This is a genomic window from Micromonospora sp. NPDC023633, from assembly GCF_040640035.1.
In the GTDB taxonomy this organism is placed as follows: domain Bacteria; phylum Actinomycetota; class Actinomycetes; order Mycobacteriales; family Micromonosporaceae; genus Micromonospora.
Map to the genome: position 1 here is coordinate 17,288 of NZ_JBFABB010000079.1, position 15,019 is coordinate 32,306.

Sequence of the window (15,019 nt, forward strand, 5' to 3'; positions counted from 1 at the left end):
ACACCGAATCTATTGCGGGGTGGCGGCGAAGAGCCGCAGGCGGTCGGCCCTGGCCTGCGGCGGCGTCGAGGTGTCGTGTCCGCAGGGGTATTCGCGCCACTCCTTGAGTTCGGCGGCCGCGTGAAACAATCGCAGCCCCTCCGACACGTAGACGACCTCGTCGTCGCTGCCGTGCTGGAACAGCAGCCGCCGGGCGCCCGGCACCGCGACGTAGGACGCCGGCTCGTAGCGGTGCAGGAACTCCACGTAGGCGTCGGCTGCCGGATCGTTCTGCGGCAGGCTGGCGGCGGCGAGGCGCTGGAGGGTGCCGGAGCCGTAGGACGCGAGGGCCAGCGCGAAGAGGCGCGGCTCCACCGCACTGAGGATGGCACCCAGGTACGCGCCGGCGCTGTGCCCGAAGTAGCAGAGCCGGTCGGCCCACGCGGTCAGCAGGTCGAGGCCGCGGAGCTGGGTCAGCACCGCGGTCCGCACGGCGTCGGCCGTGGCCCGCTGGTCGCCGTGTGGCGGCAGGCGGTAGGCCGTCAGCAGCGTGGTCATGCCACGCTCGGCCATGCTGGTGGCCTCGTCGACGAAGAAATGCCGACCGTCGTCGGTACCGCCGTGGGCGAGGATCACGCCGGTGCCGCTCGGCCTGGCCGGGACGATGAGGGTGGCGCGGGCGCGGCCACCGGCGCCGTGGTCGTAGGTGAGCTCGCTGATGGTGAGGTCCCCGGTCACCACCTGACCGTGGCGTTCGACGTCGAGTGGGGCGTCGCGGTCATAGTCGAACGCAGCCGTCTCCATGTTCCCTCCACCGGTGCGGCCTCCGTGATCCCGTACGTTCGCACGGCCGCCCGGATCGGCCAACCGAAATCGGGAGCGGCTGACCATGCCGCGACGAAGTGGGCTGGTTCAGTCGCCGCAGGGTCGCGTGCTGTCGTCCGTCTCGCCGCCTCGCTGGTGGTGCTGCTGCGGTACCGCCGCGCCGGAGGTCGCCGGCAGCCTGAGCGCGGGCGCGCACGGCCTGCATTGCGGGCCGCCTGACCCGAGAGCGGACGATTCGCAGGTGTCCCGGCTGGACCCTTGAAACTTGACCAGCGGCCAAGGAGCGCTACCAGACGGCGCACGTACCGGGAGGAGGGGGCGAGCGGGAGGCGATGCACTTGACCGCAGTGGTCCCCAAAAACCCAAGAAGGCCGACCCGACATCTCGCTGCTGCATCTGGTGCTCTATGCACGCACGGGTCTCGTCGGGTTCCATGCCGACTTGGCCACGCCTGGACTCGGCGGGGCATGGCAGGTTGCGTCCGCAGCGCGCCGAGCGGAACTTGAAAGGCTCTACTCGACGTTGCTGACCGGTACGGAGGCGATCGGTGCGCTGCCTGCCACCCCGTCGTGGGAGTGCTGGCGTGCCGGTCGTGCCGAAGGCCGGCTGATCGGCGAGGTGATCAATCGCATTGTGCTGGCGCAGGCGACGCCTTACGCGCTGCCGCTCGAGTGGTTCGACGGCGCGGTGCTGTTCTGGGAGGAAATGGGCGGCCAAGCGTCGTACGTGTGGAGCTATCTGCAGGTGCTGCGGCACTGCGGCATCCTCGATCGGATCTCCGGCATGGTCGTGGGCGTCCCATACGCGATCGACGGGCTCGGGACGCCCGACGCGTCCCCGACCCTGCCCGAGATAGTCCTCGACGTCCTCGGCGACCGTGACATCCCGGTCCTGGGCAACGTCGAGTTCGGACACGCCGGCCCGAACCTGCCGATGCCGGTCGGCATCCGCGTCGGCCTCGATGCGCAGCAGCGGACGCTGTCGCTGCTCGAACCGGCGGTACGGCCACACGCGACAACGGGATCGGTCGGCTGAGCGACGCGAATCAGTGGGCCCCGGTCTCGGAAGCACCCGGGCCGGCTCAGGTCGGCACCGCGCGGCGGACACCGAACCGGTCGCCCAGCGGAACGGTGGCTTGCATGGGGCTGGCGATCCGCTACCGCTGCGTACGCGTGTCGCTGGCCCTCGCGGGCGACCGGGCGGACTCCACCCGATGACCAAGATCCCGCGCTCCGGCACCCCGCCGAGCCGACGCGCGGGGCGGGCGGCAACCCCTCCCATCTGCGAAAACAGGCTGTCGTCCCAGTGACAGATCTGCACCGATAATCGGCTAACGTGCTATAGAGATATGGGCGGAAAAGGACGTTTTCCGAGTAAGTGTCGCGTTCGGCGAGTGTCCGGCCGCCGCCTTCAGGTGCGGGACGCGACCGGCAGGACAATGGGGTGACCACCGGTCGGGTGACTCTCCTCGCGCCACCGTCCACATCCGCGTCGACGAAGAGCACCGCCGCCTCGACGGTCGGTGCCCAGCTAGGAGCACCCATGTCAATTCCGCACCGTGTCCGTGTGTTGGCCGCCCTGGCGGTCGCATCCACCCTGGCGCTGTCCGTCGCGGCGGTCGCCCCGGCCGCAGCCCGGGATCCGGCCGCAGCCCGGGATCCGGTCGCCGTCCGGACGGCCCTCCCGTCGCTTGCGAACATGCAACTGGTGACGGCATCCACGAGGGTCACCGAGCCGGCACCGCAACCGGTGAAGCCGGCCGCGCCGGCGGCGCCCAGGGCCGCCCGCAAGGGCAGCCTCGCGGTGGTCACCTGGAAGGCGCCCGCCGACCGGGGCAGCAGGATCACCGGGTACGTGGTGACGCCGTACCACAACGGCAAGGCCCAGAAGCGGGTGGTCTTCGACGCGTCGAAGACCACCCGGAAGGTCACCGGCCTGCGCGCCGGCGGGACGTACACCTTCACGGTGGCCGCGAAGAACGCGGCCGGCGTGGGGCCCGCCAGCCCACGGTCCGCGCGGGCCGGCATCCTGGCCCTGCCGTCGGCACCCACCGTCGTCGCGGTCTTCGCCAACAGCGTGGCCGCCACGCTGAGCTGGACCCCGGGCCCCGACGGCGGCTCGCCGGTCACCAACTGGGTGGTCACCCCCTACATCGGCGCCGTTCCCCAGGCGAGCCAGACCCTGGGCCCGGCGACCACCGGCGTCGTCACCGGCCTGACCTCCGGGGTCACCTACCGGTTCACCGTGGCCGCCCGGACCATCGAGGGAACCGGGCCCGCGTCGGCGCTGTCGCCGGCGGTGACCACCAACGTGTCCCCCACCCTGGCCTTCCCCACCCCGCCACCGGCCGCGGTGGGCGTCGCCTACGTCACCCCCCTGGACGTGACCCGCGGCGTGCCGCCGTTCGTGTGGTCCGTCCAGTCCGGCAGCCTCCCGCCGGGGATGACCATCCGGCCCAACGACGGCACCCTCTCCGGCGTGCCGACCACCGCCGGCACGTACCCGCTGGTGGTCCGGGTCATCGACTCGGCCGGCAACTACGGCTCCCGACGGATCGTGCTCCAGGTCAACCAGGCGCCCGACCTGCGGAACCCGGCGCCACCGCTCGGCGAGGTCAACGCGTACTACTCCGACCAGTTCACCGTCTACGGCGGGACCGCGCCGTTCAGTTGGTCGTTGGCCGGCGGCTCGCTGCCTCCGGGGGTCACCCTCGACCCGGTCACCGGGCTGCTCGCCGGCCTGCCGACGGTCGCCAACGCCTACCCGTTCACCGTCCGGGTCACCGACGCGTTCGGGCTCAGCGACACCCAGGACTTCCGGATCGTCATCCAACCGGAAAGTGTCGTGACGCTGACCGCCGACGCCACCCAGACCACCTTCGGCTCAGCGGTGACCTTCAACGTGGCGGTCGGCCCGGGCGTGGCCGAGGGCACGGTGACGCTGATCGACCTGTTGCCCAACGGCACCGACGAACCGCTGGGCACCTTCCCGGTGACGTTCAACGCGGCGGAGTTCCAGGCGCAGATGCCGGCGTTCGGCCTCAACACCTTCCGCGTCCAGTACGACGGCCGCAACACCAAGTCGGTCGCCAACTCCAACACCGTCACCATCGATGTCCGCGCCGCCCCGGGACAGGTGCTCATCGACCAGTTCGCCCAGTCCGGGATCGCCGGCGCCGCAGACCAGTTCGTCTCCGTGCTCAACACGACGGCGCTCAACATGCCGATCGCCGGATTCAAGATCGAAACCGCGGGCGGCCCGACGATCACCATCCCGCAGAGCGCGCGGCCCGTCCCGCCACGTCGCGGCTACCTGGTAGCGGCCGCCGACTACTCCCTGACCGACATCGTGCCCGACCTGGTCGTACCGAGCCTCGGGCCCGGCGGCGGCCTGCGGGTGGTCGCACCCGACGTGCCGGGCAGCGTCGTCGACGCGGCCGGCTCGTCGCCCGGCTTCTTCGAGGGCAACCCGCTGCCGGCCTTCGCCGGCCCGCCGTTCGTCGTCTTCGCGTGGGTGCGGCTCCGCAGCAACGGACAGCCGGTGAACACCGGCGACACCAGGCGCGACTTCAGGTTGGTGTCGACCATCCTCGGCCCGGTCAACGGGGTGCCCTCGATGCTCGGCAGCCCGTCGCCGCAGAACAGCCTCGGCACCTTCCAACAGAACGGCAGCGTGCAGACCACCCTGCTGGACCCCGGCGTCGCCGCCTCGGCGGTGCCCAACCGCGAGGTGGTCGGCAACCGGCTGGTGCTGCGCCGGACGCTCACCAACCGGTCCACCCAGCCGATCACGCAGGCCCGCCTGCGGATCACCGCGCTGAGCCAGGCCAACGGCGCACCGAAGCCGGGTGACCCGGAGCCGCCGCCACCGCACGGCAACCTGCGACTGATCAACCCGACCACAACGACCAGCGCCGTCACGCTGAGCAACGGACAGACCGCGACGGTGTACAACCTGCGAATGGACGCCCCGGCGACCAGCCCACCCGGGGGCGGCCTGTCCACCACCCTGACCATCCCGCTCAGTCTGGGTGGCCTCGGCAGCGGGGATGCGATCAACATCTCGCTCACCTTCGCCGTGGACACCCCCGGTCGGTACTGGGTCGGCTGGGACATCGACGCCCTTGGTGGCGCGAACGTGGCGGCCAGCAAGGCGTCCGCCGCCACCACACGCAGCAAGCTCAAGAAGGCCGGCCCGAACTCGGGCGACTTCCGCAAGGGACAACTGGTCACCGGCACGCTGCGCTGACCGACGCCCACCGGTGCGGGTGGCGCTCCGCGGAGCGCCACCCGCACCCCTGCCCGTCGTTAATCCACCGAGACACCCCAGCACGCTCCGGGAGAACGCAGAATGCGGCCAACCGCACGCTTCGCCTACGGACTGCGGGTCCACGGCCTGGCCGGCGTCACCGAGCTGATGCCGCCCGGGACCGACCCGTTGCCCGAGGTGGAGGTCCACCAGGACGCCGACTCGCCACGGCCCGCACCCCACCCGCTCGACCACCGGCACGGCGTGCGGCTGCTCGCCGACGGGCGGCACCTCGCCGTCGACCGGGAACGACGCACCGCCGTCTTCCACGGCCCACCCCTCACCCCCGACCTGCTCGCCCACCCGTACCTGGCTCCGGTGGCGACCACCTTCAACCGCTGGGCCGGTCGGGAGACCTTCCACGCCGGCGGATTCGTCCGAAACGGTCGTGCGTGGGCGGTCACCGGGCCGCGCACCGCCGGCAAGAGCAGTCTGCTCGCGGCGCTGGCCGCCCGGGGCGTACCGGTGGTCGCCGACGACGTCCTGGTCCTGGACGGCACCGACGTCTTCGCCGGGCCCCGCTGCATCGACCTGCGGGAGCCGGTGCCCGGAGTTTTCCTGCCCAGCGGCCCGGCGCGGGCCCACACCCGCACCCGCGTACACCTGCCGCCCATCGGACACCGGACGTCCCTGGGCGGCTGGTTCTTCCTCCACTGGGGCGACGCGGTCGAGGCGACCCCCGTGCCGGCCACCACACTGCTGGCCCGGCTGGCAGCCTGGCGCTCCTGGCACCAGTTGCCGACCGACCCGGCCGTCCTGCTCGCCCTGGCCGCCCTGCCCGCGTGGGACCTCACCCGTCCCCGCGACTGGGGCAGCCTCGACCAGGTCTGCGCGCTGCTCGAAGCGACACCCGCCTCCGCACGCGAGGTGGTGCGGCGATGAGCGCATTCACCCGACGACCTGGGCTACCGGCCGGAGATGCCCGGGGCCCGCGACGACGACTGGTCGCACTGGTACGCACCGGGTTCCACGCGCACGCGTGGCTGGACGGTGACCCCGATCCGTACGGCGCGATGACCGAGTTGCTACGTCGGGACCCGTCCGCCGGCTGGCTGCCGGCGACCGCTCAGGACCGTTCGACCAGACCGTAACGGTCGAGGTCGGCCAGGAAACGCGTCACGTCGTCGGCGACGCGATCCCACTCGGCATCGGCCGTCGACGCCAGCGCCTCGGTCAACTCTGCGGCGGTGGCGCCGTCCACCAGCCGGCGCCACAGCAACGCACCGACCGGGTCCAGCCCGAAGTAGACGGACTGCCGGGTGTCCAGCACGACGATGTCCTCGCCGGCCTGCCGCCAGGCGGTGCGCTGCTCGGCGATGCGGTAGACGGTGGGCTGTGCAGTGTTCACGGTGACACCTCCATGCGGGGCGTCGGCCATGGAGACGACGCCGGCGGGTTCTGCCTCAACCAGAGATCCTGGACGAGGCCGGCCGTGCACTCCGGGATCGGCCAACGCGACCAGACCTTCCGCAGGGCGGCCGCGTCGACCACGTCCTCGTCGATGCCGTGGCCGTCCCAGTGCCGGACGAACTCGCGGGTGGGCCGGCGGAGGAACACGGCCAGGAAGTGCGCCTTGCGCCGGGGAGCGGTCACCGACGCGGGCAGTTCCCCGGCGGCGATCCCGGCGAGCAGTTCGGCGCGGGTCGGTCGGCGCCGGTGCCCCGCCCACCCAGTGAGCGCGCCGGCGAACACCGAGTCGAGCAGGGGCTGCACCAGCCGTACGTCGTGGGCGTCGGCGACCCGGGTGAAGCAGGCGACCGACGTCCGCAGGTCGCGCCGGCGTAGGTGCCAGGCGACCCGCTCGTCCAGCCGTTCCGGTTCGGCCCGTTCCTCGGCGAGGAAGGCCCGACGGACGTGCCGGGCCGCCGCAGGCCGCAGCCACGGGAACACCACGGTGGCCGGCCTGCGACGACGTACCACGGCGCGGAGCCGGCCGGCCCTCTCCAGCAGCGAGGCCGGGGCGGGGCGGCGCCAACCGGCGAGGATCTGGTCCCCACCGACGCCGGTGAGCAGCGATCCACCCGCCGCCAACTCCACGATCGGCAGGTGCAGGTGCAGGTTCAACGGGTGCAGCACGCCGAAGCGGTGCAGGAATCGCCGGGCGACCGGCCCGACCAGATCGAGATCGTCGTCCGCGGTGAGGATCTGCCAGTCCCGACCGACGTCCAGCACCCGGATGATCTCGTCCTGCCACGGCGACTCGTACGCGCGGGGCGCCCCGGTGAACCGCCAGGTCACCGGGACCGGGTCGGGCAGCCCCTCCCGGCGGGCGACCCGGACGGCGACGGCGAGCACCACCGACGAGTCGAGCCCGCCGGAGAAGCTGACCAGGCACGGTGGCCGCCGCAGCGCCGGGAGCACCGCAGCCTCCAGCGCGGCCAGCGGGGAGAGCAGGGTGGGCACGACGCACAGCGGTCCCTCCTGGGCGGCGTCGGGCGGTGCCACGCCGGTGACGAGGCCGGTCGCCAGGTCGTACGGGGTGGGCCAGCGCACGGTCACCTCAGTCCCGGTTCAGGGTTCCCCGGCGGCAGGCGCGGCGCAGCGCCCCGCCGAACAGCCCGACGGAGATCGGCAGCAGGATCGCAGCGCAGCCGAGCAGGACGGCCAGTTCGGTGCCCCACGGCTGCCCGGCGAGCGCGTGCCGGAACCCGTCGAGCGCGATCCGGGTGGGCAGCACGGCGGTCAGCCACGGCGGCAGCACCGGGAGTGCGGCCACCGGAAAGTAGGTGCCGGAGACGAAGGCGATCACCACCATCGTCAGGCGGGCGACGAGGTCACCGCGACCGAACGCGACGGTGAACGCCATCAGGGCGATGCCCACCGCCAGCATCACCCCGACCGCCGACGCCAGGACGAGGATGGTGCCGACCCAGCTCGCCCGACCGACGTCCAGCCCGAACAGCAGGCCGAGGACGGCGAGGTAGATCGTGGCGCGAAGCAGCGCGAAGGCGAACGGGTGGGCGGCCAGTCCGACGGCGAGGACCCACCGCGGCACGGGTTGGGCGACCAGCATCTCCAGGGTGCCGTCCCGCTGCTCCTGGGCGACCCGGGAGGTGACCTGGCTGGTGGCCGCTTGGACGACGAGCATGAAGGTGAGGCCCACCGCGACGAAGTCGAAGTAGGTCGCCGAGTGCCCGAGGGCGTTCCCCTCCGGCACGCGGAGCACCCGGGAGATGAGCAGGAAGACCGCCAGGTTCACGATGCCGAAGGCCAGGTCCAGCAGTAGCGGTGGCACCAGCCGGCCCCGTTCGGCGAGGTTGCGGCCGACCAGGGCGAGCAGCATCGATCCCGCACTCGCCCGGTCCGGCGGGCTCGCCGCGGTCGCCGGCGCTGCGACGGCAGGCCCGGTGAGCTGCCCGGTCGTCGGGCGACTCACCGATGCACCGGGAAGGTCAGCGTGCGTTCGCAACGGTCTCGGTCCTCCGACTGGTGGGACACCACCACGCAGGCCAGTTTCGGACGACGGTCCAGCGCGGCCCAGAGCAGGTTCCGAGCCCGCTCGTCGAGGGAACGACCGGGCTCGTCGAGCACCAGCGCCGCCGGGTCGGCCAGCAGGCTACGGGCGATCGTCACCCGGGCCCGCATGCCGGCTGAGCAGCGCTGCACCGGCACCCGGGCGAAGGGGCCGATCTCGAACTCGTCCTCGACGCGGGCGACCATTCGACGGGCGGTGGCGTCGGGAAGCCGAAGGCGCGCCGCCAGCAGCAGGTTGTCCCGGCCGGAGAGCCTGCCGTAGAGGCCTTGTTCCGGGTTGAGGCAGACCCCCAGAGCGCGGCGCGCGGCAGGCGAACCGGCCGGGTGACCGTCGACCAGGGCAGCGCCGGAGGTGAGCGACAGGGTGCCGGCGAGGCAACGCAGCAGGGTCGTCTTGCCGGAGCCGTTGCCGCCCGTGACGAGCAGTCGCGTTCCCGTCGGCACGTCGACATCGAGCCCGGAGAAGACCCGGTGTCGGCCGAACCAGCGAGACGCGCCCCGCAGGCAGAGCATCGGGCGACTCAGAGGGAGTCGCCGGTGCCGCCCTGGCCGTCACCGATGGGTCCGGTGCCGCCTTGGGTGAGCTCAGCGAGGGTGCCGAGTCGCTCCACCCTGGGGGCTTGGTAGTCGCGGACGTGGCCCACCTTCTTGTCGTTCTCCGAGCTAATGCGACTTGAATCCATTTTCCCCTCCAATGTCCGATAAGGGCTATGCCGTAGAGTAGCGCAGCGGTCGCGCTTCGTGAAGCAAATCGAAATGCGGGTCGTCGAAGGACCGACAGCTGCCCCACAAGGGCCATCAGGGGTGTGCTGGGGCCTGTGTCGAAGTCGGCGGTGGTTCCTGAGCCGGTGTGACTGTCCGGCGTGTCGACGATCAGAAATGGCCGAGGTCTCCGGTAGATGGTTCAGCGGCCAGGTTGACCGTCGTCATGGAGCAGGCGGCAGTTGATCGATGGGATCCGGTGGCGGATCCGGGTGGGCGCCCCGTGGCGGGACGTGCCACCGCAGTACGGATCCTGGTCGGCGATGCATGCCCTGTTCCGGCGGTGGCAGCGTGCCGCCTGGTGGAGTCAGTGTCGAGCCTGCTGATCACGCGCTCGGACGCTCCCGCTGTGGGTTGACCACGAAGCTGCACCTGGGCTGCGAGCAAGGCCAGAAACCCCTGGCGATCGTGCTGACCGCCGGGCAACGAGGCGACAGCCCGCAGTTCATCCCGGTCCTGACCGCCATCCGCGTTCCCTCGCCTGGTCACCGGCCGTCCCAGGACCCGCCCGGACCGAGTCCTTGCCGACGAGGCGTACACGCCGAAGGCGAACCGGGCCTACCCGGGTGACCGCCGTCAACGGGGTCAGCGCCAGCAAGGACGCGCTCGGTGACGGCACCCCTCGCGCGGTCAAGGCCGCGAATGGCAGCAAGGCGGCGAAGGATCGGGTGCGCGACGCCCGCCGCCTGGCCGAGTCCCGCTCGTTGAGAGTGATGATCAGCGGCATTCCGCGCCGACGCCAAGACCGGCGGCGCAGGTGGCGGTCCACACGATGCCATCCGCGCCGTCCGGCGTGGTGGAGGCCGGACGAGCACAGAAAGGTTGATCAGGACATGCGGATGACCGGGTGGTCCGTCCACGGGCTGTGCGTACACGGACTGGACGAGGCCGCGGAACCTCCGGCAGCGGACGACACCCGGCCCGGACACCCAGCCGCGCTGGTCCGCCAGGTCGCCGACCGGCTGCGCGGCGGGTTGCCGCCGACGCTGCGGCCCTTCGGCCACCTGCCCTCCGCCCCGGCGAGCCTGCCGGCGGCCGCCCTGCCGGCCTGGGATCTCCACAGACCCCGTGACTGGCCGGCGCTGGACGACACCCGTCGGCTCATCGAGGACACCCTCGCCCCCGGCCGTGTCGCGGGGGCGCTGCGGTGACGGCCATACCGTCGGCGGTCCGCTGCCTGGCACTCGACACGACCGCGGCCGTCGTCACCCGGGCCCTGGCCGACCGAGGGGTGGATGTCGTCCTGCTCAAGGGCGCCGGGCTCGCCCGCCGGCTCGGTCTGGAACGGCAGCGGGTCTATACGGACATCGATCTGCTGGTGGCTCCCGCCAGCTTCGCCGCCGCACAGCGGGCGCTGGCCGACCTGGGCTGCCGTAGCGCGCTGCCGGAGGAACAACCTGACCGCCGGTCGCACTGGTACGAGCGACCGTGGCGGGTCCCCGGCCCGATACCGCTCACCGTCGACCTGCACCGCGGCTTCCACGGGGTGGCGGACCCCGAGGCCCTCTGGACCTCGTTGTCTCGTGCGGCGGTACGGATCCCGCTGGCCGGCGGCACCGTCGCCGTTCCCGACGAGATCGGCACCGCCCTGCTGGTCGCGCTGCACGCCGCCGCCCCGGGCCGCTCCGGACGGCCGCTCACCGACCTGGAACGGGCGCTGGAGGTCTTTCCCCCGGACACCTGGCGGGCAGCGGCCGACCTCGCCGCGAAGACGGGCGCGGTACCGCTGTTCACCCTCGGACTGCGCCTGACGCCGGCCGGCGCGGCGCTGGCGACGGAGCTGGGCCTGCCCCGGCGATCCACACCGGCACAGTGGATCAGGGCGCATCGGGGCTCGCCGGTCGCGTTGGCCCTCGCCCAGGTCGCCGATCTACCCACCGCCCGCGACCGGCTACGGCACCTGGTTCCTTGGCTCTTCCCGTCGCCCGCCGCGATGCGGCACTCCAGCGCGCTGGCCCGGTGCGGTCTGGCCGGGCTGTTCCTGGCCCACCTGGCGCGGGTGCACCGCAACCTCTGGCGACTCCCGGCGGCGCTGGCGGAACTGCGGGTGGCGGCCCGGGCCGTCCGACAGTCGGCGGTGGACGACCGGCCGCGCCCGCCGGGACAGGGATCCGGCCGGCCGGCCTGGCGCGGCGGCCTGCCGGGGGTGCTCCGGCTGGCCCGTCGCGGTGGGCTGCCCGCGTTGCGTACCGCCCTCTGGACAGCGCGGGCCGTGCGGCAGGCACGGATCCAAGTCGCCCGGCACGACCTGGCGTCCGTCCGGCTCCCGGCCCCACCACCGGGCGCGGGCGCCCACCGGCACGCCGTACTCGGCGTGCTGCACCGGACGGGGGCGAACTGCCTACAGCGGGCGCTGGTCCTCCAACGCTGGTACGGCAGCCAGCGGATCGCCCGCACCCTGGTGATCGGGGTCACCGCGCCCAGCTCCGGCTTCCACGCCCACGCCTGGCTCGACGAAGAGACCGACGCGCAGCGGGAGGCGATGGTGGAGATCCTGCGCCGACCGACACCGCAGGACTGGCTGGGGCGTGGCCTGCCGATCTTGTAGTGGCTGATCGTCGACGCGGGTGGAGGGCAGGACCGGACACGAGACGACGACCTGGGCAGGAAGCCCAGAAAGGAGGCGGCCGATGACCACCCGCCGCGCCCGAGGAGAAGGCGGCCTGCACTGGGACGAATCACGCCAACGCCGGATCGCCACCATCACCGTCGGCTACACCCCGGCCGACAAGCGCATCGTGCGCATCGGCACCGGCAAGACCAAGACCGAGGCACGCGCCAAACTGCGCGAGAAGATCCGCGACTACGAAGACGGCCTCGCCCTCGTTCAGGACGGGCAGACTGTGGCCGACGCTCTCACCGACTGGCTGGCCTACGGCCTGAGCAAACAGTCCGAGAACACCAAGGCGAACTACGAAACCCTCGTGCGCTCCCACAACATCAGCGACCTCGGCGCGAGGAAGCTGCGGGTTCTCAGTGCCACCGACGTCGACCGCTGGCTACTGGACAAGTCCCAGCGCCTGAGCACCCGCACGCTGCGGCTCCTTCACTCTTTGCTGAACCGCGCGGTCAATCGGGCCGTGGCGCGGGACAAGGTCAAACGCAACGTCGTAGCCCTCTGCGCCGTTCCCACCGGTCGCGTCGGGCTTCCAAGTCCCTGACCCTCGACCACGCGAAGGCGCTCTTGACCGCTGCCGAGGGCAGCTCGTTGCACGCCTACATCGTGGTTTCGCTGCTGACCGGCGCGCGTACCGAGGAACTGCGCGCCCTCACGTGGGCACTCGTCGACCTCAACGGCAAGCCGCACGACGATCCGCCCGCCGGCACCGCCCTCGATCGGTACAACGTGCTTTGAGCCTTCCGCCCGGTCGTCGCCAAAGCGGGCCTTGACCCGCGCGACTGGACCCCACGCGAATTGCGGCACAGCTTCGTTTCCCTGCTATGGGACAGCAGCGTCAGCATCGAGCCGATCGCTGACCTCTGCGGCCACTCCGGCACGACCGTCACCGAGAGCGTCCACCGGCACCAACTCCGGCCGGTGCTCCTGAGCGGCGCGGTCGCCACGCGCGTTATCCGTAAGATCAGACCGTGTAGTCGACGGCACGTCGGTCACCAGCGCGCACACCGTGTGGTCCCCGTGTGGCCCCCGGGCGCTGACACGCTTGGCGTGCGCAGCAGACGGTCCAGGAAGTGCGAACACAGGCGGAAGCCGCTGTATCCTCAGCCGCGCAGCCAGCTCATGAGGTAGATGCCGAGCGCTTCCGCAGTCGGTCAGACGAGGCGTTGGAATGCCGATGGTGGTGGACCCATTGCAAGGCGGTGGGCGATGCGATCAGCGCACTCCTCTGGGCTAAGCACCGACGTATCAACCTCGAGGTCATAGATACCCGGTCTGTGGACTTCCTCGTGCCACAGGTCCACCGGGTTCTGTACGGCGCCGCCCTGGTTATAGCCGATGCCGCCCCAGGTTGAGCGGCGGCGTTCCAGGGCAACCTCGACCGGGCAACGCACGCCCACGAACAGCACTGGCAGGCCCTGAAGTTGTCGAGCGCACGTCGAGAGAATCTGCCGCGGAACCGAGTAGGAGTCGTGGTGCCCAACGTCGACAACGACGTTGAGCCCGAGGCGGCTGTGCGCCGCAATCGCCTCATACATGGCGCGATACAGAGTCACGATAAGTGGCTCAAGGTCGGGACGCTCACCGCCCGGCCGCAGCCCGATTCCGGGCTGAAACTGTGCCGGGGTCATCTGCTTGAAGTGGTCGACCCCTAGGTTCATCCAGACGCCTTCGAACGTGTCCTGGATCGCGACAACGATGCTGGACTTCCCAGAGCGCGGTGGGCCATTGAGAATCACGATCTGGCCCGATCCTTCGAGCTGCGCCATTTAGCTCCTTTCAGGGAGACGGATCTACTTGGAGCTCGACCAGGTGGGCCATGGCCACCCCCTAGCGCGTCAGCTTGCGGCAACACTAGCGACAAGCGGATCTCCTCGTCGGGCAGTCGCGAGACCGTCCAGCCTCCTCCGGACGGGGACAAGGTGGAGCGCCTACCAGACGAACCACCTTGGCCCCGTCCGGGAGACTGGTAGCCCTAATGGGTGCAGAGCGGGTCGGGCTCTTGCCGCGACTCCTTTGGTATCCCCGGCGTTCGACGCCTCACGATAAGGCGGGAGCTGCTGCGTGGCTCAGCCCGCTCTGCAGGATCGGGTCCGGTTGGATCTGTTCGTGGTTCGAGCCCGCCAGCACGGAACATCCCTCGGTTCTCCGGGGCCAGGAGCCCTCGACGTAAGACGGGGAGCCGTGCCGGTCGCTGGGATCAAGGACGGCTCATCGGATGTCAGGCCATCGAGCCTTTCCATTAGGGCGCCGCGCGATCCCGGTCAGGGCAAGGACCAGCCCGAACCCTCGACATGGAGGACATATTGAAGGTCACCTGCGGCATCGACTGGGCGGAGAAGCACCACGACATCGCGCTCGTCGACGACAAGGGCACTCTGGTAGCGAAGGCCCGCATCACCGAGTCCGTCGAGGGCTTCCAGACGCTTCTGGCGATACTGGCCGAGGCCGGCGACGACGGCGACTGCCCGATCCCTGTAGCGATCGAAACCCCGCGTGGCCTGCTGGTCGCAGCGCTTCGCGCCACCGGCCGCCCGATCTACCCGATTAACCCGATGGCCGTCGCCCGATACCGGGAACGCTACTCGGCGTCGGGCAAGAAATCAGACCACGCCGACGCCGTTGTGCTGGCAAACATCCTGCGTACGGACATGCACGTGCACCGGCCGCTGCCCGCCGACACCGAACTCGCCCGCTCGATCGCGGTCCTCGCTCGCGCCTGCCAGGACGCGACGTGGCGGCGCACCCGAGCCAGCAACGAGCTGCGGTCGCTGCTGCGCGAGTACTACCCGGCAATGCTCGAAGCGGCCGCCAACCGCAGCGGGAACCTCGCGACCCCGCTGACCCGAGCCCTGCTCGAACTCGCCCCGACTCCCGCCGCAGCGCTCACGCTGTCCAAAGCCCGCATCGCCGCCGCACTGCGCCGAGCCGGCCGCTCCCGCAACATCGACCAGGTCACCACTGAGCCCTTTTCATCCTGACCTTGCAGGTCAGAGGCGGGGTGTGTAGCCCGGGGATCGATGAGGGCGAGGCTCCAGGTAAGACAGCAAATCG

General features: G+C 71.2%; 12 protein-coding genes and 3 pseudogenes. 8 read left to right on the top strand and 7 right to left on the bottom strand.

Annotated elements, in window-relative coordinates:
* Window positions 1-9 precede the first annotated feature (9 nt).
* Entirely contained in the window at window positions 10-783 is a 774-nt protein-coding gene (locus tag AB0G13_RS22845) for a prolyl oligopeptidase family serine peptidase (RefSeq protein ID WP_357877513.1), read from the bottom strand.
* Window positions 784-1,245: 462 nt separating this feature from the next.
* On the opposite strand from AB0G13_RS22845, the gene AB0G13_RS22850 reads away from it, so the two are divergent.
* The 3 genes from AB0G13_RS22850 (at window position 1,246) to AB0G13_RS22860 (ending at window position 5,994) form a co-directional block, all read left to right on the top strand.
* A complete protein-coding gene (locus tag AB0G13_RS22850) occupies window positions 1,246-1,839 on the top strand; it encodes a hypothetical protein (protein WP_357877516.1) in 594 nt (197 codons plus the stop codon).
* A 672-nt stretch (window positions 1,840-2,511) separates the two neighbouring features.
* A complete protein-coding gene (locus AB0G13_RS22855; RefSeq protein WP_357877519.1) occupies window positions 2,512-5,052 on the top strand; it encodes a fibronectin type III domain-containing protein in 2,541 nt (846 codons plus the stop codon).
* A gap of 102 nt (window positions 5,053-5,154) precedes the next feature.
* Entirely contained in the window at window positions 5,155-5,994 is an 840-nt protein-coding gene (locus AB0G13_RS22860) for a hypothetical protein (RefSeq protein ID WP_357877522.1), read from the top strand.
* A 184-nt stretch (window positions 5,995-6,178) separates the two neighbouring features.
* On the opposite strand, the gene AB0G13_RS22865 is transcribed toward AB0G13_RS22860, so the two are convergent.
* The 5 genes from AB0G13_RS22865 to AB0G13_RS22885 are packed head-to-tail and all read right to left on the bottom strand — an operon-like array spanning window position 6,179 to window position 9,269.
* Window positions 6,179-6,460 (bottom strand): PqqD family protein, encoded by a 282-nt coding sequence (locus tag AB0G13_RS22865; protein ID WP_357877525.1) that lies wholly within the window; start codon window positions 6,458-6,460, stop codon window positions 6,179-6,181.
* Window positions 6,457-7,611: an asparagine synthase-related protein gene (locus AB0G13_RS22870; protein ID WP_357877528.1), complete on the bottom strand. Its 1,155-nt coding sequence runs from the start codon at window positions 7,609-7,611 to the stop codon at window positions 6,457-6,459. The genes AB0G13_RS22865 and AB0G13_RS22870 overlap by 4 nt, the downstream gene beginning before the upstream one ends.
* Before the next feature lies 1 nt (window position 7,612).
* Entirely contained in the window at window positions 7,613-8,488 is an 876-nt protein-coding gene (locus AB0G13_RS22875; RefSeq protein ID WP_357877531.1) for an ABC transporter permease, read from the bottom strand.
* Complete coding sequence (locus AB0G13_RS22880) at window positions 8,485-9,099, bottom strand: ATP-binding cassette domain-containing protein (RefSeq protein WP_357877534.1); 615 nt, start codon at window positions 9,097-9,099, stop codon at window positions 8,485-8,487. Before AB0G13_RS22880 ends, AB0G13_RS22875 begins: the two co-directional genes overlap by 4 nt.
* An 8-nt stretch (window positions 9,100-9,107) precedes the next feature.
* Window positions 9,108-9,269 carry a lasso RiPP family leader peptide-containing protein gene (locus AB0G13_RS22885; protein ID WP_357877537.1) on the bottom strand — a complete coding sequence of 54 codons (162 nt, stop codon included), beginning with the start codon at window positions 9,267-9,269 and terminating at the stop codon, window positions 9,108-9,110.
* 246 nt (window positions 9,270-9,515) lie between these two features.
* Here AB0G13_RS22885 and AB0G13_RS22890 point away from each other — a divergent pair.
* The 4 genes and pseudogenes from AB0G13_RS22890 to AB0G13_RS22905 all read left to right on the top strand — a co-directional run.
* Window positions 9,516-9,934, top strand: a pseudogene (locus AB0G13_RS22890) (transposase); the annotation flags it as partial.
* 253 nt (window positions 9,935-10,187) lie between these two features.
* The gene (locus AB0G13_RS22895) at window positions 10,188-10,499 is read left to right on the top strand and encodes a hypothetical protein (RefSeq protein ID WP_357877540.1); all 312 of its coding nucleotides are present in this window, start codon (window positions 10,188-10,190) and stop codon (window positions 10,497-10,499) included.
* A complete protein-coding gene (locus tag AB0G13_RS22900; RefSeq protein WP_357877543.1) occupies window positions 10,496-11,896 on the top strand; it encodes a lasso peptide biosynthesis B2 protein in 1,401 nt (466 codons plus the stop codon). Before AB0G13_RS22895 ends, AB0G13_RS22900 begins: the two co-directional genes overlap by 4 nt.
* An 82-nt stretch (window positions 11,897-11,978) precedes the next feature.
* Window positions 11,979-12,907, top strand: a pseudogene (locus tag AB0G13_RS22905) (site-specific integrase); the annotation flags it as partial.
* 212 nt (window positions 12,908-13,119) lie between these two features.
* Here AB0G13_RS22905 and AB0G13_RS22910 read toward each other — a convergent pair.
* Window positions 13,120-13,734: a chloramphenicol phosphotransferase gene (locus AB0G13_RS22910; RefSeq protein ID WP_357877546.1), complete on the bottom strand. Its 615-nt coding sequence runs from the start codon at window positions 13,732-13,734 to the stop codon at window positions 13,120-13,122.
* Window positions 13,735-14,259: 525 nt separating this feature from the next.
* Between AB0G13_RS22910 and AB0G13_RS22915 the strand changes: the two are divergent.
* Window positions 14,260-14,907: pseudogene (locus tag AB0G13_RS22915) on the top strand (IS110 family transposase); the annotation flags it as partial.
* Window positions 14,908-15,019 lie beyond the last annotated feature (112 nt).